A 20,483-nucleotide genomic window follows, 5' to 3' on the forward strand; every position below is an offset into this window, starting at 1 on the left:
CCGCCTCGTCCCTATCCCCCGAAATACCGCAGGGCGGCCACCGTGCCCATGCCTGCGGCCACGGCCCCGAAGAAGCTGCCCGTGCGCCAGGCGACCAGCACGGCCGGGATGCTGCCCAGGAGAAAGACGTTGCCCGGGGAAAGATCCAGTCCCCCCTGGGGGGCAAAAACGGACGGGAAAAGCAAGGCCGCCAGCACCGCCGCCGGGACAAACCCCAGAAACCGCACCATGGGCGGCGGCAGGGTGCGGCCGGACAAAAAGACCAGGGGCGCGGCCCGGGGCAGGTAGGTGGCCAGGGCCATGCAAAGGATGGTCAGGAAGACGTCGGTCTGATCAAGGCTTGCCATAGGGTTCCCAGGGCGGCCCCGGCCAGGGTGGCGGCCAGGACGCCGAAACGGTCCACGCCGAAAAGGGCCAGGGCCGTGGACAGGATTCCGGAAAAAAGGGCCACGGCCAGATGGGTGCGGGTCTTCACCTGACCAGCCAAAAGGGCGATGAACATGGCCGGCAGGGCGAAATCCAGGGCGATGGGCCGCACGTCGCCGATCTCAGCCCCGGCCACGGCCCCCAAAAAGGATCCCAGCACCCAGGCCGCCTGGGCCATGACCCCCACGGCCAACGTCTCGGCCCGGGAGAGCGGCCCCTGGCGCAGGGCCCCGGCGTGCAGGGCGAAGGTCTCGTCCGTCAGCTCAAAAGCCAGAAAGGACAGGTCGCGCCTGCGCCAGGTCCCAAGCGACGGCGACAGGGCGGCCGCAAACAGCAGGTGGCGCAGATTGACCACGAAGGTGGTCAGGACGATCCCGGCCATGGACGCCCCGGCGGCCAAAAGCCCCACGGCGATGAATTGGGCCGATCCGGCAAAGACCAAAACGGACATGGACAGGATGTTTTGCGTGGAGAGTCCGGCGTTTTTGGCCAAAACCCCATAGGCAAACCCCACGGGCACATAGCCCAAAATCACCGGGGCCACCCGGCAGGCCGCGCGCCACAGGAAGCCCCCCTTCGGGAGCCCCTTTTCCTGGCTCATTTCCGGGCCGTGCCCTTGAAAAAGGTGTAGTTGAAGGCGCCGTCCGGCTCGGCCGTGCGCAACAGGTCGGCCAGGCCCGCGTCGAAGGTCGCGGCGTCGGCCAGGCCCTCCTGCACGGCCGCCTGACGCGCCCCGGCCACCATGGGAACGATGATCTTGCGCACAAAGGAATCGGCCAAATCCGGCAGCGATCCGTCGGAATAAACCAGACGCGGCGAGACATGCACGTCCCCGAAGCCCGCCTCGGCCAACAGGGGATAGACCCGCCTGCCGATGAGGGAATCCCCGCCGAGCAGGGCCTGGGCCCGGACCAGGCCGTTCCAGGCCGTGCGCGCCGCCGGGGTCTCGGGATGGAAATAACAGGAGCCGTGATCGCCCTCGATGACCGTGATGCTTCCCCCGGTTTTGAGCACGCGCCGAAGCTCGACCAGCGCGGCCATGGGGTCCGGAAGATGCTCCAGGACAAAACAGACGAAGACGTGGTCGAAGGACTCGGCCGGAAAGGGCAGCCGGGTGATGTCGGCCTGCTGGAACCGCACGTTGCGGTATCCTGCCCCGGCCACGGCGGCCTCGGCCCGGGCCAGGGAATCAGGCGAGATGTCCACGCTTATGATCTCCGCGTCCGGGCTTTTTTCAGCCAGGATCACGGTCTGGGCCCCCACCCCGCATCCGGCCTCCAGGACCGTGGCGCCCGGGGGATAGCCCGTGTCGTGGTGCAAAAGCCCGGCCAGGCCGCCAGCCTGGTCCAGGAGGCGTTCGGCCTCCCGCTTGCCGTAGCCGTGAACGTATCCGGTTCCGGACATGCGTCCTCCTTTTTCGGACAAAAGGGGGTAATGGGCACGATTCGACGTTTGTCAAGGAATCCCGGACACATTCCCGACAAGGACCGAACTCCGGCAGCAGACCTGCTGCGCCGTCGATGGCCCCGGGCAGGCGCGCCCCGGCGGACAGGCGGCGACGGAGGGGGTTTCCCCTGGCGGCGTTTCGGGCTATCGTGCGCCACGCCGCATGTGGCGGGAAGGAGAGGCGAGGGTGAAGATGAAGATCGTAACGGTGGGCCTTTTCGCGCTTTTTTTGGCCTACGCGGCCTATGCGGTTCTGATGTATGTCTTGCAGGACTCCCAGGTTTTCCCTGGACGGGAGACCGACCAAGCCCTTTTGTCCCAGCTTCGCGCCTACCACCCGGACCTCCAGGACGTGGCCCTGCCCACCCCGGACGGGGACACGCTGGCGGGCTATCTGCTGCCCCGCACCCTGCCCGCCCTGCCCGCCCCTGACGATGACCCGGCAACCGCAGACGGGACGTCGCCGACCCAGGTTCCCGCGCCCATCCTGCTCTATTTCCAGGGAAACGCCGAAGAGGCGGCCTCGTTTTTCCTGTGGTCCCCGACCGAACTGCCCCGCTTCACCCTGGCCGCCGTCAACTACCGGGGTTACGGCGCGTCCACGGGCAAGGCCACCGAGGCACGCGTCAAGGCCGACGCCCTGGCTGTCTACGACGCCCTGGCGACCCGTTTTCCCGGCGCGCCCATCGCGGTCATGGGCCGCAGCATCGGTACCGGCGTGGCCGCCCATGTGGCCGCCCGGCGTCCAGTGGAGGCCGTGGTGCTGGTGACGCCCTACGACAGCATCCTGTCCGTGGGGCAGGCGGCGCATCCGCTTCTGCCCGTGAAACTGCTGCTGCGCCAACCCTTCGACGTGCTTTCCGACGCGGCCCAGGTGAAGGCCCCCACCCTTTTTCTCACGGCATCAAACGACACCCTCATCCCCGAGTCCCACGCCACGGCTCTGGCCGCCGTGTGGGCCGGTCCCAAGGATTTCCGAAGGCTGGCCGGGGGACACAATTCCATCCTGGACAACCCCGACTACTGGCCCTTTATCCGCGACTTCCTGACCGCCGTGCAAAACGGCACGTTCACGCCCCCCGGTCGGGGTTGATCTTCGGCCCGGGTTTCCAGGCGCATCCCCATGGAAATCGACTTCCACCACCACGCAACCTACCTGATCGCCGTCCTGGCCGGGATTGCGCCGCACGAGGCAGCCGTTTTGGCCCACGCCTGCCAGCTCACGGACGACAACACCCGGACATGCCGCATCGACCACGGGCTTGCCTCCACCTTCGTCACGACCATCTCCCAGGCTGCCGACCCCTTGCGATGTCCGGGCGTTTCCCAGCGCATCTTCTGCCTGTTCCATTTTCCGCCTGGAAATCCCGAGGCGGCCCGGAACCTGCGCCGGGACGGGCAGACCCACCCCCTGGTCTGCACCCCGGGGGGCGAGGCCGCAGACCGGCTCCTGGACACGGCCCTGGCCTCCGGCGACCTCTACCGCCTGGGCCTTGCCTGCCACACCTTCGCCGACGCCTTCGCACACCAGAACTTCGTGGGCGGCACGACCGCCTTCAACGGCCTGCGGCCCGGCCCGCATGGCCCCATCCCCCGCCTGGGACACGAGGATGCCGGAGCCGCCCCCGACGATCCCCTGGCCTGCTGGACCGATCCGCGGCTTCGGGAACCGGTAGTGCGGTGCGCCGGGCGTTTCCTGGACGCGGCCCGGGGGCTGTATCGCCGTCTGTCCCGCCATTCCCTCCTGTCCCCGGCACGCCAGGAAGAAACCCCCGAGGCCTGCCTGGCCAGGGACTTGACGCGCGCCCTGGGCCTTGAGGATCCGGGCCGCCCCGATATGGCCGAGCGCATGCGCCGCCTGGAGGCCCTGGCCCTAACGCCACGCTACGGGTGGCACCCCATGCCCGACTATTCCCCCACGGCCTGGTTCGACGCGGCCGTCGCCGTGACCGGGCCATACTCCCCGGCCGACGGCATTTCCGCTCCCTTCTGGAACTGCCGCTGGAGATCCCCCGAAACCCGCACCGAAAGCCACTGGTATCGTTTCCAGAAAGCCGTTTCGGGCCATGCCGTCGACATGCTGGCCCATCTCGGCCCCCGGCTGGCCGGGGTGTCGCTCCCCGACTGGTAAAGGCCTGCGTCGGGGGACGCCCGGCCGGAGCCGGACACGCCCCGGGTGGCGCACGTCCGGCGGACATGGCGTCATGGGGTTACCCCGCTTGGGGGACAATCCCAGCCTGGAGGTCCGCACCATGGCCACCGTACCCCTGACGCCCGCCCTGGCCGCCGAATACGCCAGCCTGTTTGACGCCTGCACCGTCCAACCCCGCCACGCCGCACAGGTGACGGCCGCCGTCCGCGGCCTTCTCCAACACCGCGACCGCTATGCCGCCCTGGGGAGCGACCTGGGCATCCCCTGGCATTTCCCCGCCATCCTCCACACCATGGAATGCTCCGGCCGCTTCGACCGCCATCTGCATAACGGCGACCCGCTCACGGCCCGCACCAGCCGCGTCCCATCCGGACGCCCGGGGCAGGGACAGCCGCCCTTTACCTGGGAGCAAAGCGCCGCCGACGCCCTGGCCATGAAAAAACTGGGGCCGGGCACGGACTGGTCCCTGCCCGGCACGCTTTACCAGTTCGAGCGCTACAACGGCTTCGGCTACCGCCTGCAGCACGGCATCCACTCCCCCTACCTGTGGAGCTTCTCCAACCACTACACGGGCGGGAAATATGTGGCCGACGGCACATGGTCAGCCACGGCCGTGTCCAAACAATGCGGCGCGGCGGTTCTGCTCAAGGAACTGATGGCGAGGGGAGAGGCATAAAAGAGCCGGGGGGAAACCTTTTAAAAAAGGTTTCCCCCCGAGCCCCCCTTCGAAAATTTTGGCGCGCTTCGCGTCCGCGTGCGGGAGAGAGCATTGTCTCCGAACAACCTGAATTTTCGGGCGTTTTGCCCGACGCTTCGCGCCGGGCAAAACGCCCGAAATCAGGGGGTCCGGGGGAAATGATTTCCCCCAGGCGGGGTTCGGGGCGGCAGCCCCGACGCCTTTATCCCCGCGAGGGCTCGTAGCTGCACAGGGGTTCGGGGGCCATGTAGTTGCCGGACATGGTGTAGGCCCGGGCCCGGCAGCCGCCGCAGACCCGATGGTATTCGCAGACGCCGCATTTGCCTTCGTAGGCCGACTTGTCGCGAAACTGCAGAAACGGCTTGGAGGTGCGCCAGATCTCGGGAAACGGCGTGGTTTTCACGTTGCCGCAGTCCAGCTCCAGGTAGCCGCAGGGCTGCACCTGGCCCACGGCGGAGATGAAGCAGAACCCCGTGCCGCCAAGGCAACCCCGGGTCATGGCGTCCATGCCGAAGGTGTCCGGGGTCACGGCCACGCCCTCGGCCTTGGCCCGCTGGCGCATGATCCGGTAATAGTGCGGCGCGCAGGTGGCTTTGAGATGCATGCTGGTGGTCTTGCGGAAGTCGTAGAACCAGTTGAGCACCTCTTCGTATTCCTCGGCGGAGATCACCTGGGTTCCGAGCTGCGCCGCCCGGCCCGTGGGCACCAGGAGGAAGATGTGCCAGGCCGCCGCGCCAAGGCCTTCGGCCAGCTTGAAGATGTCCTTGAACCGGTCCAGGTTGTTTCTGGTCACGGTGGTGTTGATCTGAAACTCCACCCCGGCGTCCTTGAGGTAGCCGATGCCGCGCATGGCCTTGTCGAAGGCCCCGGGCACGCCGCGAAAGGCGTCATGGGCGGCGGCCTCCGGGGCGTCGATGGAGATGCTGCACCGCTGGATGCCCGAATCCTTCATCTCGCGGGCGTTTTCCGGGGTGATCATGGTCCCGTTGGGGGCCATGACGCAACGCAGGCCCCTGGAGTCGGCATGGCGCACCAGTTCGAACACGTCGGCCCGCATCAGCGGTTCGCCGCCGGTAAAAATGATGATCGGCGAGCCGGTCTCGGGAAAGGTGTCGATTAAGGCCTTGGCCTCGGCCGTGGACAGCTCCCCGGGCCAGGGCTCGGGCATGGCCTCGGCTCGACAGTGCTTGCAGGCCAGATTGCAGGCCCGGGTCACCTCCCAGGCGATCAGCCGCAAGGGCGGCGCGCCCGTGGGGGAGGGGGAAGAAGCGTGAGGGGAGGAAGAATAGGGAGAAGATGCGTGGGGATGCTGAGAGGGATGCATGGGAGCCTCCGGCGGCCAGGGAGGAAACTTTTGAAAAAGTTTCCTCCCTGGACCCTCCTTCAAAACTATTAACGGGGGACGCGGTTATTCGCGGATGTAGTCCAGGATGTCCTCGGCAAAGTAGGTGATGATGAGATCGGCCCCGGCCCGCTTGATGGCCGTCACCGACTCCATGACCGTGCGCTTTTCGTCGATCCAGCCGTTTTGCGCCGCCGCCTTGAGCATGCTGTATTCGCCGCTGACGTGATAGGCCGCCAGCGGAACGTCGCAGGACTGGCGAAGCGCGTGGAGAATGTCCAGATAGGGAAGCGCCGGTTTGACCATGAGCATGTCCGCGCCCTCGGCCAGATCGGCGGCCGCCTCGCGCATGGCCTCCCGGGCGTTGGCCGGGTCCATCTGATAGGACTTGCGGTCCCCGAAGGCCGGGGCCGACTCCGCCGCCTCGCGGAAGGGGCCGTAGAAGCTGGAGGCGTATTTGACCGCATAGGACATGACCGGGATGTGCGAAAAACCGTTCTCGTCCAGGGTGATGCGGATGGCCCCCACCCGGCCGTCCATCATGTCCGAGGGGGCCACGATGTCCGCCCCGGCCTTGGCATGGGACAGGGCCGTGGCGGCCAGAAGGTCCAGGGTCGGGTCGTTTTGCACCTCGCCCGCGGCGGAAAGCATGCCGCAATGGCCGTGCGAGGTGTATTCGCACAGGCACACGTCCGTCACCACGCACAGATCGGGATAGTCGGCCTTGAGGCGGGACACGGCCTGCTGCACGATGCCGTTTGCCGCGTAGGCCCCGGAGGCGCGTTCGTCTTTTTTGGCCGGAAGCCCGAACAAGAGCGCCGCCTGAAGCCCCTTGGCCACGGCCCGCCCCACCCGGGCGGACAAGGCCCCAAGCCCCAGTTGGAACTGCCCGGGCATGGCCCCGATGGGTTTTTCAAAGGATTCGTCGGCGGTCTCCACCACAAAATAGGGCATGATGAGATCGTGCCGGGTGATTATGGTTTCACGAACCAGATCACGAATGACGGCGGTACGACGCAGACGCCTGCCCCGGTGAAAATCAAACGTATGCACGGGCATATCCTTTCTTTCGGCGCGATGCCCCCGGAAAAATCCGGGGTCGGCCGGTTTTCCCCCTTTGCCAAGGCGGCAACGAGGGATTATGAGTTTCGCGCGGGACACATCGCCCGTACGAAAGGAGCCGGTCATGGACGATCACATATCCGAGGACGAAGACGCGGAATTGCGGGCCCGGCTGGCCATTGCCGTGGAGGCGCTGACGGACATCGCCGGGGAAAGCGACCTGACCTGCATGGGGGCGCTTTTCCGTATGCGGCGGCGGGCCGAAGAGGCGCTGATGCGTATTCAGGGCATTCGCCACGACCAGCATTCCCTGTTCTGATTCCCTCACTTCCTGATAGTCTATTCTTTGATCGCCGGGCTCGGCCGGGCTCGGCCGGGCGTTGCCGGGCTCGGCCGGGCGTTGCCGGGCTCGGCCGGGCGTTGCCGGGCTCGGGGTTTCCGACAAGGCGCGGCGCCAGCAACGCTCGGCGACCTCGCGCAGCCGCCTTGCCTTGCGTAAACCCGTCGCCCGGCCTGGGCACCCCGTTCACGCTCAAAAGCTGCAAAAACCAAAGAACAGGATGAGGTTGTAAAATACATTCCATGTATTTTTCGGGCGTGCGTACACCCGTCGCCCGGCCTGGACACCCCGCCCAAGCTCACACACTGCAAAAATCAAAGAACAAGATGGGGTTGTAAAATACATTCCATGTATTTTTCGGGCATGCGTACACCCGTCGCCCGACCTGGGCACCCCGTTCACGCTCAAAAGCTGCAAAAACCAAAGAACAGGACGCCATTTTGGGGGACGCCCTTCCCTTTTCCTTGCACCACGGTCGCCCCGCCACTTCCCCCTTTTCCCGAGACCCCGTCCGGGGGGTCCGGGGGGAATGATTCCCCCCGGGCGGGGTTCGGGGCGGCAGCCCCGGTGCAGTGCGGGGGCGAAGCCCCCTCCCCGACTCTCCGCTCCTCCCCTGCTCTTCCCTGCCCTAGGGGCGAATCTCGTCGTCAGTCAGGTAGCAGGCGGGGTCTTCGGCCCAGATATCGTCGTAGTAGGCCTCGGCCCGGGCGCGGAAGTTACCGCCGCAGATATCGAGGTATTTACAGGTGGCGCAGCGGCCGCCCACGTATTTTTTCTTGTCTTTGAGTTTGGCCAGCAGTTCGATGTCCGGGTCGTCCCATATCTGGGAGAAGGGGCGCTGAAGGACGTTGCCGAAGGTGTGGTTGCGCCAGAACTGGTCGGCGTGCACCGCACCGTCCCAGGAGATGCAGCCGATGCCGCGTCCGGAGTTGTTGCCTTCGTTGAAGGAGAGCAGGGTTTTGACTTCTTCGGCCCGGGCCGGGTCTTCGCGCAGCAGGCGTTGCAGGACGTAGGGGCCGTCGGCGTGGTTGTCCACGGTAAGGACTTCCTTGGGCAGTCCGGCGTCGAAAAGGGCGCGGGTGCGGTCCATGATGAGGTCCACGGCGGCGCGAGTTTCGGCGTGGTCCAGATCTTCCTTGATGAGTTCCGAACCGCGCCCGGAGTAGACCAGGTGGTAAAAACAGATGCGCGGCACGTTGAGGTCGCGCACGAGGTCGAACAGGACGGGAATTTCGACGGCGTTGCGCTTGTTGATGGTGAAGCGCAGGCCGACCTTGAGGCCCTCGTTCTGACAGTTTTCGATGCCGCGCAGGGCCTTTTTGAAGGCCCCGGACACGCCCCGGAAGCGGTCGTGGATCTCTTCGCCGCCGTCAAGCGAGATGCCCACGTAGGACAGGCCGACGCTTTTGAGCTCCTTGGCCTTTTCGGGGGTGATGAGGGTGCCGTTGGTGGAGATGACGGCGCGCATGCCTTTGGAGACGGCGTGGTGGGCCAATTCCACCAAGTCCTTGCGCACCAGCGGTTCGCCGCCGGAAAAGAGCATGACCGGCGCGCCGTAGGCGGCCAGGTCGTCGATGATGGCCTTGCCCTGTTCGGTGTTGATCTCGTCTTTTCCGTGTTCGTCCAGGGCCTTGGCGTAGCAGTGAACGCATTTGAGGTTGCACCGGCGGGTCATGTTCCAGACCACGACGGGTTTTTTATCCTTGGAAAATTGGAGCAGATGGGAGGGAAGCTTTCCCGAATGGCGTCCGTAACGCAGGGCGTCCGAGGCCTCGACCCCGCCGCAGTAGAGTTTGGAGATTCCGATCATGGGGCATCCTTTGCGAGTGATGTGGGAGGCCGTGTTACACCATTTCCCGGCGGCGCGGTAGGGGAAAAGGCAGGGGGAACCCGGCCGGATTCAGCCCGGGGCGTTGCCCGACTGGCGCAGGAAGGCCTCGAAATCCGGGGCCGGAAGGGGGCGGCTGACAAGATATCCCTGACATTCGTCGCAGCGCAGGCCCAAAAGAAAATTGAACTGTTCCTGGGTCTCCACGCCCTCGGCCACCACAGCCAGATCAAGCCCCCGGCACATGGAGATGATGGTGGTGGTGATGGCGAGGTCGCTGGGGTCGCGGGGGATGTCCCGGATGAAGGAGCGGTCGATCTTGATGGCCGCAAGCGGCATCTTTTTCAAATAATACAGCGAGGAATAACCGGTCCCGAAGTCGTCGATGGAGGCCGAGACCCCCATTTCGGCCAACTGGGCGAGCATGTTCGCGGCCGTGGCGATGTTTTGCATGAGCACGGTTTCCGTGACCTCAACCTCCAGGCAGGCGGGGGGAAGGCCAGTCGCCCCGAGGACGCGGTCCACCAGTTCGGGGAGGTTGGTGTCGGAGAACTGCCGAGCCGAGAGATTGACCGAGACCTTCAGCGAAAGGCCCATGGCGGCATTGATGGCTGCGGTGCGGGCGCAGGCCGTCTCCAGGACGAATTCCCCGAGCGGCACGATAAGGCCCGTCTCCTCGGCCAGGGGAATGAACTCCATGGGCGGCACCAGCATTCCCGGCTCGCGCCGCCAGCGCACCAGGGCCTCCATGCCCACGGTGCGCATGTTCACGAAGGACAGCCGGGGCTGGTAGTGCACCAGAAACTCGCCGCGATCCAGGGCCCGGCGCAGCCCGGCCTCCAGGTTAAGGCGGCGGGTGACGGCCTCGTTCATCTGGGGAGTAAAGAGCTGGTAGGCGTTTTTGCCCTGCGCCTTGGCCCGGTACATGGCCAGGTCGGCGTTTTTGATGAGCGCGTCCTGGGTACGGCCATCCTCGGGGAAGATGCTGATGCCCACGCTGGCCGTAAGCACCAGTTCGCGCCCGTCCACGGGGAAAGGGCGGCGAAAGCTGTCGAGGATGCGCTCGGCCACGAGCACGGCGTCGCGCTCGTCGGCAATCTCACCCAGCATGACCAGGAACTCGTCGCCGCCGGGCCGGGCCACGGTATCCTCGGGCCGCAGCATGCTGCTGATGCGTACGGCGGCAGCCTTGAGCAGTTCGTCGCCCATGGCGTGGCCCAGGGTGTCGTTGATGTTTTTGAAGTTGTCCAGGTCGAAGCAGATGACCCCGAGCTTGTGTCCGGCCCGGGTGGCGTGGGAGATGGCTTTTTCCAGAAGATCGGACAAAAGGAGCCGGTTGGGAAGGTTGGTCAGGGCGTCATGGGAGGCCTGATGGAGGATCTTGTCCTCCTTGCGTTTCATCTCGCTGATGTCGTGGAACACGGCCACATAATGGGTGGTACGGCCGCGATCCTTGATGGCGCTGATGGACAGCCATTCGGGATAGGCCTCGCCGCTTTTGCGGCGGTTCCATATCTCGCCGGACCATTGGCCTTTCTTGATGATCTCGGCCCACATGGCCTTGTAGAACCCGGAGGGATGGCGGTCGGACTTGAGAATGCGGGGATTTTGGCCCAGGGCCTCGGCGGCCGTGTAGCCGGTGACGAGCGTGAACGCCGGGTTTACTGAGACGATGTCCCCGCGATGGTCGGTGACGGTGATGCCCTCCAGGGCGTTGTCGAAGACCTTTTCGAAGAGTTTGAGGCGCTGCTCGGCCAGCCTGCGGTCGGTCACGTCCCGGGCGAAGGCGGCCACGAACTCCTCGCCCCCCACATTCTGGAAGTTGGCCGAGACCTCCACCGGAAACGTGCGTCCGTCCCGGGCGACGTGGACGACATCGTAAAGGGCGCTTTTCTCGACCTGCAACTGTTCCCAGCGCGCCTCCCACAGGGCCGGGGTGAGCAGCCGGTCCACCTGGAAGACGGTCATCAGCAACAGTTCGGCCCGTGACCATCCCAGCATCCGGCAGGCGGTGGCGTTGACGTAGGCGAAACAGCCCCGCTTATCGATCCAGTAGACGGGCTCGGCGGCCTGATCCACGGAAAAGTGCAGAAAGCGGGTGAACTGCTCGTCCGTAAGCCGCAAGACGCAATCGTGGCTTTGCCTCTCGTCGTCCATGACGTCATCTCATACTTCGCGGCGCGACGATGGGCGCGGTTTCGCCGGAAAGCCCGAAACCGTCGGCGCAGTTGATTACTCTTTTATTGGACGCCGTTTTGCCGCTCCCGGGAAGGGGGGATACGGCCGGGACGCCCGGAAAAACCATCCCTGCCCGCCACATGGCGGGCCATGTGCATTCTGCACTTTTCCCAGCGGCCGCGTCCAGAATTATTCAACGCAAAGCCACCCTGCCAGGCTACTGGACTGGGGGCGGCGCAGCGGGATTGGGGGCAGCCGGGGGCGGGGGCTTGTGCCCGTAGTTCCAGTTGACCACCGAGCCCCCCATGTCCGCCGCCAGGACCGTGGTCACGGCGTAGATGGGGTCTTCGGGCATGCGGTTTTGCTTGGCGAAGAAGATGTAGTCCCGGGTCTGGCCGGTCTCGATGCGCCCGCCGTGGGCCATGGACCACAACCGCTCCCCGGTGGCCACGTCAAAAATTTCCAGGGCCAGGGAGACGGAGGTGTCGCCGCGCGTGCCGCCGGACATGATGTAGGTCACCGACCCGGTGACCAGGAGATTCACGCCCCGCTTGCGGGCCAGGGCCACGGCCTGGGCCGTGCTCATCGGAATCTGGCTTTGCTCGTAGAGAAACTTGGGGAACACCCGGTCGCGGGTCCAGGTCTGCCAGACGTACTTGGTGACCTGATCCCCCAAAAGCTTCATGTAGGCGATGTTCTGGGTCACCTGGAAAGGCACGATCATGGCCGTCATGGGGGCGCCGGGCGAGGCCAGGGGCTCCACGTAGATGTCGGGGTTGTTGCGCTTGACCCAGGCGTCCACGCTGACGATGGACAGGCTGGTCAGGCGGGGTTCCGTGGAGCACGAAACCAGAAACAGGGCGAATGACAAAAAAATGACGGCAAGGCCTGCCCCGGGCCTGGAGTCAAGGGGAGTGGCGGACATAAAACCCCCGGGCGTTGTGGCCGCTTTCGACGCCTTACTGCCGCATGGTGGTGGGCACGGGGGCGTCGGAGACCGTTTTGAGCAACTGATCCCTGGACGTCAGCAGGCTTTCGCGCAGCTCCAGCCGCTTCTTGGGCGGCAACATGCGAAATTCGGGCCGACCGGCCATGCGGGACAAATCATCCATCTCCCGGCGGATGCGTTTGATCCGCAACTGAAAGGCGTGCTCGTCGGGGCGGATTCTGGCGGCGATGTCCGCCAGCTCCACCAATTCGCCAGCCAGAACGCGAAAAGACTCCGGATGGATGTCCCGGGCCTTCTGCCGCTTGGCAGCCAGCTCACGCAGCACTCTTTTGAACCATTCTACCATGGACGCCCTCCCATGGGCCTCAGCCTCCGCTGGAAAGACCGTGCAGCATCCCAAGCAACAGGAACAAATACAGCGACCATTTGATGAGCACCACGGCCAAGGCCTGGGAATAGGCCGCACCATGGACCTTTTTCAGGCCGATGGCCTGGAGCATCATGTACCAGATGAGGATCACCGGCGATAATAACTGTCCGGCCACGGGCACGGCCGAGAGCACCGTGGGGGCCGCGCTGTAGCACATGACCCGGAAGGTCTCGTCGAATTTTTTGCTGTTGCCGCGCAGAAGCATGAGCAGAAGATGCGTCAACCCCGCGTCCAGGTAGATTCCGGCGGCCATGAAGACCGGGACCATGATCAGCAGGATCAGGAAGCCGATGCCCGGCACCCCGGCCATGGCCGCCAGGGCGTCGGTCTGGCCCGTGTCCGCGAGCTTGGCCCGGACCCCCAAAAGCGCCCATAAAAAATCCACCAGAAGCAGAAATTCGCTCAAAAGCAGATTGAAGACCATGGCCTTGCCCTTGCCCCGGCCAGGCGGCATGGACTCGAAAAATTCCACAGGCTGAAACAGGATGCGCTTGAGCGTCAACACCAGCCCAGGGAAAAATCCGTAGGCGTCCAGACGCTCCCAGGGCACCTCGCCCTGGGCGGCATCGTCCGGCCGACCCTCCGGGAAAGGCCCGTGCGAATCGGACGAAGAGGACGAATCAGACGAAGAGGACGAATCGGGCGAAGAGAACGAGTCGGTCGCGCCCCGGCCGTCGCCGCGCCGGGCCTTCGCCCCAGGCGCCTCGTCCGTCTCGTCGGGAGCCGGACCATTGCCGCCAGAAGCAGCGGCAGGCCTCTGCGCATGCGTGTCTTCGGGGGCCGCCGCCGCCGGGGGCGACACAGCCTGGGGCCGGACGCCGGGGGCCGGAGCTGACCCGGGTTCCTCAGTGGCGCGCCCGGCAGGGGCCTCACCGGCCGGGGCCGTCGCGACACGAGCAGGGCCGCCTGCGGCATGGGCAGGGCCGCCTGCGGCATGGGCAGGGCCGCCTGCGGCATGGGCAGGGCCGCCTGTGGCATGGGCGGCAGGCCGTGGCGGCGGCGTCAGGCGCGCCGTGTCCTCGTCATCCATGGCCTGGAGCCTGGCCCAGATGTCGCGTACGCCGTTTTGCTCCTGGCGCGCCTCGGATCGAGGTTCGCGCCCGGCGGGTTCGGAGGCGCGCAACCGTTCTTCCGCATGTTCCGGCCGGGGTGGCGGGTCTATGGCCGCCGGGTGCGGGGCCATGCGAAGCGGCGTGGACTCTTCCGATGCAACGGGGGCCTCCTCGGCCGGGGCCGAGGGTTCCCAATGGGCCGACGGCGGCGGAAAAACACGGCCCTGGCCGCGTGGCGCGTCCGGCGTCGAGGGATCATATTCGCCGTGCATGGCCGGATCGGCCGCGCCCTTGGGCTCACGGCCATGCCGCACGGCACCCGGGAAACGCGGGGAAGCGCCAAGACCGGCACGCGGGGCGTACCCATCCCTCTCCTCCCCGGAGAACCTGGGTTCGGACGCGGGCTGTTCGTAAGCAGATGAGGACGGATCGAAGCCGTCCTCGAAATCGCGGAACCGGAAGCGATGCCTGCATTTGGGACAGGTGGCCACGGCGGTCGCGGCGGGCACCTTCCCATCCGGCACGTCCCGGCTAAAGCCGCATTCTGGGCAGGTAATGCGCATTGGTCTCCCTGAAAAAAAGCCGACCGATCACGAATCCCCCATCTCCAGACCGGTCGCGTTTTTTGCGATGTTAGCCCGTCCCCGCGCGCAAAGCAACAACCCCGCGTTGCGGCGGATGCCCGCAGGCACACTCCGGAAGCACAGGATTCTCCCCGCCCTACGGTTGGTTGCGAAAAATAGCGGTTCCCCGGCGTCATCTCGCAGGGAATCGGCGGATCAGGCCGCGTCCAGCATTTCGGGCCGACGGACGGGACGCTCGTCTCGCGCCCTGCCCTCGAAACCAGGGCGTCTGATTTATGAATACAACGATTTGAAATACCTTTGCTTTCTAAAAAATCCCGGCGTGGTTTCCACAGGACGCAACATTAGGAGGCGCTTTTCTGCTCCCGGGCCGTGGCGTAGGCCGCAAACGCCCGCCGCATGGGACTGTGGACCTGGGGCGGCGGCATGGGGGCCTGGGACGGTTCCGGAGACGCCGCCACGGCGGGCCCTGCGGCGGCCCCCGGACGCGGGGCGGCAGCAGGAGCGCCCACCCGGGGCGGCGCAACTGGGGGGACGATCCGGGCGGCCGCAGCCGAGGCCGCTTCTCCCCCGGAGACGTCCGCCGCGGGGGGGGCGGCTCTCTTGGCGAAACCGGGAAAGCTGACGGGGGCCTTGGCCGGGGCCTTCGGCTCGGCCTTTGCGGCCATGGAAGGCGGCGCAACGCCATAGGGGGCGCTTTGGGGTTGGGGAGCGGCGGCCGGCTGGCCGGTGACCTCGGCGTTGGCCGCACGAAAGGCGTCGCGCAGCCCGGCGAGGATCTTCATGACCTCGTCGATGATGGCCGTGTCCATCTTCAGATTGGCCTGCAAGAGCTTCGTGCTGCAAATGAAGTAGAGCTTTTGCAGATTTTCAGCCAACGTCCCGCCTTTCTGGGCGTTTAGGCTCGACTGCAACTCGGCCAGGATATCCAGGGCCCGGGAGATGAGGATGCCCTTTTGGGCGTAGTCCCTGGCGGCAATTTTTTCCTTGGCCTGGCCGAGGAACTTGATCGCTCCTTCATAGAGCAGCAGAAGAATGTCCCCCTGGCTGGTGGTGTTGACCTGTGTCTTGAGATACGCCTTGGCGGCTGTTTGCATATCCTGATTCTCCGTTGGCGTCCCTCTTGCGTTCGCTACTCGTCCAGATCCGCAATCTGGCTCTCCAGAGAGGTGCTGATGTTGTCGTAGTAGCCCAGGAGGGCGTCAAGCCTGGCGTAGCGTTCGCGCAGGCGGCTCTCCATCAAGGTGATGCGATTCTCTTCATACTCAATCTTCTTATCGATCATATCGGTAATATCATTATAGTTGTCTTCGAGAATCGCCAAAGGTCCGGTATCTGAATCTGTCAAGTCTCCGAGATTATTTATTAATTCCCCTGTCTTGCCAAGCTTCATGGAACTCGTTCCGGAATAGCTGCCATCCGTGAGGTTCTTGATTTCAAGAAGCAGGCCGTTTTCCGGATTCCCCTTGCCCTGCCCCAGGATGGTGTTGCCGCTTATCTTCGCCTCATGGCCGTTGATGGTGGCCGAGGTGATCACCCCCCCGGACACGGTATAGGCCACCTTGTAGGTTCCGGCCTCGGTGATGCCCTGGATGTGCGAGGCATAGCTGAAATCCGAGGAGTTGGTGCTTCCCTCGTAGTCGGCCGAAAAAAGCGAGGCCACTGCGTCGATGTCCTTTTCCAGGGCCGCATCCAAGACTTCGTCGTCGATGACCAGAAGTCCCGCAGTGACCGAACCTTCCTGGGCGTCGGTCATGATGCCGATGGAGGACAGGGAGGTGTAGGGGTCGGTGGCCCAGTCGAATCCGATGGCGCTGCCGGCCGTCGCATCCTTGAGGCGGCTGCTGATGAGCTGGATGCCGTAGTTGCCCGTGAGCAGCGACCCGATCTGGGTTTGCTCGCTATCCGTACTGGTCGAGACCGAACTTCCCGTGGTCGTGACCTTGGTGAGGTCTATGATCATGGTGCGTACGGCGTTGACCTGCTCCACGAAGGTTTCGATGTTTTCCTTGACCGAATCCAGGTCCGTTTCAATGTCCAGGTCCGCTTCACCGGCGCTACGCAGGTTCAGGGTCACGCCCTCGATGACGTCGGAGATGCTGTTGGTGGCCCGGGACATATACGTCGCAGGCCAGCCGTCCACCTTGAGCAGGGCGTCCTGGTTGGTCTGGGAGGTGGTGAAATCGGAGGAACCGTAGCCGGCCAGTGTCGTCGTGTCCGAAATCTCCAGGGTGGACTCGGCGCCGGTGTCCATGCCGCGCAGTTGGAGATGATAGGCGGTCCCGTCGTTGACGATGGCGGCCTTGACCCCGGGGTTGTCGCCGTCGATGTTGATGAGGTTTTTGAGGTCGGTCAGGGAGGCTCCGGCCGGGACGGCCACGGAATAGGTCTTGCCCTCATAGACATAGGCGAAGATGCGGGACGCGCCCGAGGTATTGATGCTTTCCGTGGTGGTGGCCACGCCGTCCGTGGTGGCCATGATCTTGTTCTTGGCGATCTGCTTGACTTCTATCGCATGCGTGCCTTCCTGGGCATCGGCCCCGGCCGTGGCCGAGAGCACGTTGCCGTCGGAGGAGCCCGCGGTCTTGACCAGGAACTCGCCTGTGGTGTCCATGCCTTCCAGGGCGGTCTTGAGCGACAGCATCTGGGTATTGAGCTCCTGGAACGCCTCGATCTTGTCCGTCCAGGACGTGCGCCATGTCTCCAGGCTGGTGATGCGGGTTTGCTCCACCGCCACGAGCTTGTCGATCATGGAGGCGAAGTCCGTGCCGCTGCCAAGGCCCGTGAAGGTGATCGCGCCGGAAGTCGAGGTGGTGCTCATAATGCTTCTCCAGGAAAAAACTGCCGCTGTCCGGTTTTTTTCCCTTTCCCAAGCAAGCATGATGCCGCAGGGCGAAAAGGGCCGGACCGCCTGGGCGATCCGGCCCTTGACGTTGCCCCGGGAGGCCGGGGCCTTTTTTCGTCTTATCGGCCGATTGCGACGTTTCCATAGGGCGCGCGGCCCCTGAAAACTAGCCCATCAGCGACAGGGCCATACGCGGCAGGGAGTTGGCCTGGGAGAGCATGGCCACCGCCGCCTGGGTCAGGATCTGCTGGCGCACGAACTCGGTCATCTCCGTGGCCACGTCCACGTCGGAGATGCGCGATTCGGCGGCCTGGAGGTTCTCGGCCTGGATCTCCAGGTTGGTGATGGTGTTTTCCAGGCGGTTCTGCAAGGCGCCGAGGTTGGCCCGGATCTTGTCCTTGGAGACAATGGCGTTCTTGAGCGTATCCAGGCTGGCCTGGGCCAGGGCCTGGGTGGAGATGCTGTTGCTGGCGGCCAGGCCGACGCCCAGAGCCGAGGCCGTGGCCGTGCCGATCTGGATATAGTAATAGTCCTCGGCGCTGTCGTTGGCCGTGCCGAAGTGGACCTTGAGCTTGCCGGTGGATTGCAGGCCGGCCCCGTTGTGGGTGGACGAGGACAGGTTTCCGTTTAACAGGTAGAGGCCGTTGAAGTCCGTGGCGTTGGCGATTCGGGTGATTTCCGAGGCCATGGCCTGGTATTCCGAGTCGATGATCAGACGCTGATCCGAGGTGTAGGTGCCGGTGGCCGCCTGTTCGGCCAGTTCCTTCATGCGGATGAGCTTTTCGTCGATGACCCCGAGCGCCCCGTCCGCCGTCTGGATGAGCGAGATGGCGTCGTTGGCGTTGCGCACGCCCTGGTTCAGGGCGGCGATGTCGGCCCGCATGAGTTCGCGAACGGCCAGGCCTGCGGCGTCGTCGGCGGCGGTGCCGATGCGCAGTCCCGAGGACAGGCGGCGGGTGGATGTGGCCAGGGCGCCGTAGGCGGTGCTCAGGTTGCGGGTGGCGTTGTCGGCCATCAAGTTGTGGTTGATGATCAGGGACATGGTTTTTTCCTCCGTGAATGACGTTTCGGCTTCCTTGCCGTTAGTTGACCCGTCGTTCGTCGGCACTCCCGGCGTGTGACGGCTCATCACTTTTGTTGAATTTCTTATCGACATCGGCAGGTGGGTTCTTTAGCCGGACAAAAAAAACCGCGCCGAGGCGCGGTTGAGGGAACGGGCCACTCCCCCCAGGGGGGCGGCAGGAGATTCAGGCCACGCCGGAGGCCATGGCCGCCGCCAGCAGGGCCTTGGCCCGGTCGGGGTCCAGGCCGCGCCGCCGGGAGATGTCCGCCAGGTTCTCCTCGGCGTCGCTCGGGCGCTGATAGATGGGGTCCGGGGGAAGCACGGCGTCCCGGGCCGGGCCTGTGGCGGCGGCGGCCAGGATGTCGGCGTCGGGAAAGGCCGCCTCGTCGGAGAGCAGGCAGGCCTCGGGAAACACGGCGGCGAAGGCCTCCCGGTTGTTGCGCAATCCCGAGCCGACAACCGCCGCATCCTCGAAAGCCCCCTCCCCGTCCGGGGGGAAAAACGACTCCCACGCCGCCTGGGCGGCCAGGGGGGCGGGCAGAACCCGGACAGGGCCGACAGGGCTCGGGGCCTGGCCCGCCCGGGCCGTAAACGCCTGCACATACGTGAGCCCCTTGCGGGCATGCACCACGGCGGCGACGCGTTTCGCCCCGGGACGCAGGGCAAAGGCGGCCCGGGCGACCAGGGGCGGATAGGCCAGCCCCCACAGGGGAATCCCGGTCCCCAGCCGCAGCCCCTCGGCCACGGCCAGGCTCACCCGGATGCCGGTAAAGCTCCCCGGCCCGCAGACGCAGGCCACCCCGGCCAGCCCGGCCGGGCTCATCCCGGCCCGGGAAAGGGCCTCGGCCATGGCCGGAACCAAAAACGTCATGGCCACGCCCTGCCCCTTTGCCGAAAAGGCCTCCCGCACCCGCCCGGCCTCGGCCAGGACCACGCGCAGCACCTCTTCCACGGCGCACAGAACCAGCGTCGGCCCTGCCACCGGCCCGGGGAGATCAGACAAAGATGCGTTGCAGGTCATTGTACAGGGCCAGGGCCATGAGCCCGATCAGGAAGGCCAATCCCACCCGGGTGGTGATCTGCTGCCAGCGCTGGCTCACCGGACGGCGGAAGACCGTCTCCAGGGTGAAGAAAAGGATGTGGCCGCCGTCGAGAACCGGGATGGGCAACAGGTTCAGGATGCCCAGGTTGATGCTGATGACGGCGGTCAGGGCCAGCACGTTGGCCAGGCCCTCGGCGGCCTGCCTGCTCACCATTTGGGCGATCATGATCGGGCCGCCCAGGCTGTCCAGGGGGACCACCCGCTGGATGAGCTTGAGCATGCCCAGAAGCGTCATGGACACCACCTCCCAGGTGCGGGTCAGGGCCTCTCCGGCCGACGACCCGGTCCCCAGGGGCGTGGATATGGTTTTCCCGGCCGAGACCAGCCCCAGAAGCGGCACGCGCTCCTCCTCGCCGAAGATGTTCTTGGTCACCTGCATCCGGGGCGTCAGGGTCACCTGGACCCGGGATGCGGCCCCGTCCGGGCCGCGCTCGATCTCCAGGGTCACGGGCTTTTCCCCGGTCTGGCGCACGGTTCCGGCCAAATCGTCCCAGTGGGCCACGGGCTTGCCGTCGATGGCCACCACCCGGTCGTCAGGAAGGATGCCCGCGACCTCGGCCGGGCTGTCCTTTTGCACCTGCCCGATGACCGGCAGCACCTCCATGCGCCCGTAGGACAGAAAAAGCCCCCAGAAAATCAGCCAGGCCAGGATGAAGTTGAACCCGGGACCGGCGGCCACCACCAGCATGCGCTGCCAGGCCGGACGCAGCCGGAAAAACGTGCTGGGAGCGAACCCCTCCGGGGCCTCTTCCTCGGGATCCTGGGCCGCCAACTGCACATAGCCCCCCAGGGGGATGGCCGACAGGAGATACCGGGTGGCCCCCAGCTTGAAACCGAACAGTTTGGGGCCAAAACCAAGGGAAAAGGTCACCACGCCGATGCCGAACAACCGGGCCACGGCGAAGTGCCCGAGCTCGTGAAAAAAAATAAGGCCCCCGAGCACCAGGGCCACGGACAAAACGCTTTCCATCCGATTCCTTGTTGTTT

The 20,483-nt window shown here is 65.4% G+C and carries 19 protein-coding genes; 4 read left to right on the forward strand and 15 right to left on the reverse strand.

The features are described from left to right. Window positions 1-11 precede the first annotated feature (11 nt). The 3 genes from GD606_RS09300 to GD606_RS09310 are packed head-to-tail and all read right to left on the reverse strand — an operon-like array spanning window position 12 to window position 1,830. Complete coding sequence (locus GD606_RS09300; protein WP_163303736.1) at window positions 12-347, reverse strand: AzlD domain-containing protein; 336 nt, start codon at window positions 345-347, stop codon at window positions 12-14. Continuing rightward, window positions 314-1,027 carry an AzlC family ABC transporter permease gene (locus tag GD606_RS09305; RefSeq protein ID WP_163303735.1) on the reverse strand — a complete coding sequence of 238 codons (714 nt, stop codon included), beginning with the start codon at window positions 1,025-1,027 and terminating at the stop codon, window positions 314-316. Before GD606_RS09305 ends, GD606_RS09300 begins: the two co-directional genes overlap by 34 nt. After that, a complete protein-coding gene (locus GD606_RS09310; RefSeq protein WP_163303734.1) occupies window positions 1,024-1,830 on the reverse strand; it encodes a methyltransferase domain-containing protein in 807 nt (268 codons plus the stop codon). The genes GD606_RS09305 and GD606_RS09310 overlap by 4 nt, the downstream gene beginning before the upstream one ends. 235 nt (window positions 1,831-2,065) lie before the next feature. Here GD606_RS09310 and GD606_RS09315 point away from each other — a divergent pair, with 235 nt between their 5' ends. The 3 genes from GD606_RS09315 (at window position 2,066) to GD606_RS09325 (ending at window position 4,700) form a co-directional block, all read left to right on the forward strand. Then, the gene (locus GD606_RS09315; protein WP_176629378.1) at window positions 2,066-2,965 is read left to right on the forward strand and encodes an alpha/beta hydrolase; all 900 of its coding nucleotides are present in this window, start codon (window positions 2,066-2,068) and stop codon (window positions 2,963-2,965) included. A 30-nt stretch (window positions 2,966-2,995) separates the two neighbouring features. Next, window positions 2,996-4,003, forward strand: a complete 1,008-nt coding sequence (locus tag GD606_RS09320) for a DUF6765 family protein (protein ID WP_163303720.1) — start codon at window positions 2,996-2,998, stop codon at window positions 4,001-4,003. 73 nt (window positions 4,004-4,076) lie between these two features. Then, window positions 4,077-4,700, forward strand: a complete 624-nt coding sequence (locus GD606_RS09325) for a peptidoglycan-binding protein (RefSeq protein ID WP_246299036.1) — start codon at window positions 4,077-4,079, stop codon at window positions 4,698-4,700. A 223-nt stretch (window positions 4,701-4,923) separates the two neighbouring features. Here the strand turns inward: GD606_RS09325 and ahbD are convergent, their stop codons facing one another. Next, window positions 4,924-6,045 (reverse strand): heme b synthase, encoded by a 1,122-nt coding sequence (gene ahbD, locus GD606_RS09330; RefSeq protein WP_163303721.1) that lies wholly within the window; start codon window positions 6,043-6,045, stop codon window positions 4,924-4,926. An 84-nt stretch (window positions 6,046-6,129) separates the two neighbouring features. Then, on the reverse strand, window positions 6,130-7,116 hold the full coding sequence (gene hemB / locus GD606_RS09335; RefSeq protein ID WP_163303722.1) for a porphobilinogen synthase: 987 nt from the start codon (window positions 7,114-7,116) through the stop codon (window positions 6,130-6,132). Between the two features lie 133 nt (window positions 7,117-7,249). Here hemB and GD606_RS09340 point away from each other — a divergent pair, with 133 nt between their 5' ends. Continuing rightward, window positions 7,250-7,444, forward strand: a complete 195-nt coding sequence (locus tag GD606_RS09340) for a hypothetical protein (protein ID WP_163303718.1) — start codon at window positions 7,250-7,252, stop codon at window positions 7,442-7,444. Window positions 7,445-8,093: 649 nt separating this feature from the next. On the opposite strand, the gene ahbC is transcribed toward GD606_RS09340, so the two are convergent. The 10 genes from ahbC to rseP form a co-directional block, all read right to left on the reverse strand. Further along, on the reverse strand, window positions 8,094-9,275 hold the full coding sequence (ahbC, locus tag GD606_RS09345) for a 12,18-didecarboxysiroheme deacetylase (RefSeq protein WP_163303723.1): 1,182 nt from the start codon (window positions 9,273-9,275) through the stop codon (window positions 8,094-8,096). A gap of 90 nt (window positions 9,276-9,365) precedes the next feature. Beyond that, window positions 9,366-11,450 carry a sensor domain-containing protein gene (locus GD606_RS09350; protein WP_163303724.1) on the reverse strand — a complete coding sequence of 695 codons (2,085 nt, stop codon included), beginning with the start codon at window positions 11,448-11,450 and terminating at the stop codon, window positions 9,366-9,368. A gap of 238 nt (window positions 11,451-11,688) precedes the next feature. Then, the gene (locus GD606_RS09355; RefSeq protein WP_246299037.1) at window positions 11,689-12,396 is read right to left on the reverse strand and encodes a hypothetical protein; all 708 of its coding nucleotides are present in this window, start codon (window positions 12,394-12,396) and stop codon (window positions 11,689-11,691) included. Between the two features lie 34 nt (window positions 12,397-12,430). Continuing rightward, complete coding sequence (locus GD606_RS09360) at window positions 12,431-12,766, reverse strand: hypothetical protein (RefSeq protein ID WP_163302417.1); 336 nt, start codon at window positions 12,764-12,766, stop codon at window positions 12,431-12,433. Window positions 12,767-12,785: 19 nt separating this feature from the next. After that, window positions 12,786-14,465: a YIP1 family protein gene (locus GD606_RS09365; protein WP_163302419.1), complete on the reverse strand. Its 1,680-nt coding sequence runs from the start codon at window positions 14,463-14,465 to the stop codon at window positions 12,786-12,788. A 365-nt stretch (window positions 14,466-14,830) separates the two neighbouring features. Continuing rightward, the gene (gene fliS / locus GD606_RS09370) at window positions 14,831-15,583 is read right to left on the reverse strand and encodes a flagellar export chaperone FliS (protein WP_163302416.1); all 753 of its coding nucleotides are present in this window, start codon (window positions 15,581-15,583) and stop codon (window positions 14,831-14,833) included. Between the two features lie 35 nt (window positions 15,584-15,618). After that, a complete protein-coding gene (gene fliD, locus GD606_RS09375) occupies window positions 15,619-17,307 on the reverse strand; it encodes a flagellar filament capping protein FliD (protein ID WP_170304576.1) in 1,689 nt (562 codons plus the stop codon). 190 nt (window positions 17,308-17,497) lie between these two features. Further along, window positions 17,498-18,373, reverse strand: coding sequence for a flagellin N-terminal helical domain-containing protein (locus tag GD606_RS09380; protein ID WP_163302414.1), 876 nt, complete (start codon window positions 18,371-18,373; stop codon window positions 17,498-17,500). 205 nt (window positions 18,374-18,578) lie between these two features. Further along, complete coding sequence (gene tsaB, locus GD606_RS09385) at window positions 18,579-19,397, reverse strand: tRNA (adenosine(37)-N6)-threonylcarbamoyltransferase complex dimerization subunit type 1 TsaB (RefSeq protein ID WP_163302413.1); 819 nt, start codon at window positions 19,395-19,397, stop codon at window positions 18,579-18,581. Continuing rightward, entirely contained in the window at window positions 19,390-20,466 is a 1,077-nt protein-coding gene (gene rseP, locus GD606_RS09390) for an RIP metalloprotease RseP (protein ID WP_163302412.1), read from the reverse strand. Before rseP ends, tsaB begins: the two co-directional genes overlap by 8 nt. Between the last annotated feature and the right edge of the window lie 17 nt (window positions 20,467-20,483).

The sequence above is a fragment of the Desulfolutivibrio sulfodismutans DSM 3696 genome, from assembly GCF_013376455.1.
GTDB lineage: Bacteria > Desulfobacterota > Desulfovibrionia > Desulfovibrionales > Desulfovibrionaceae > Desulfolutivibrio > Desulfolutivibrio sulfodismutans.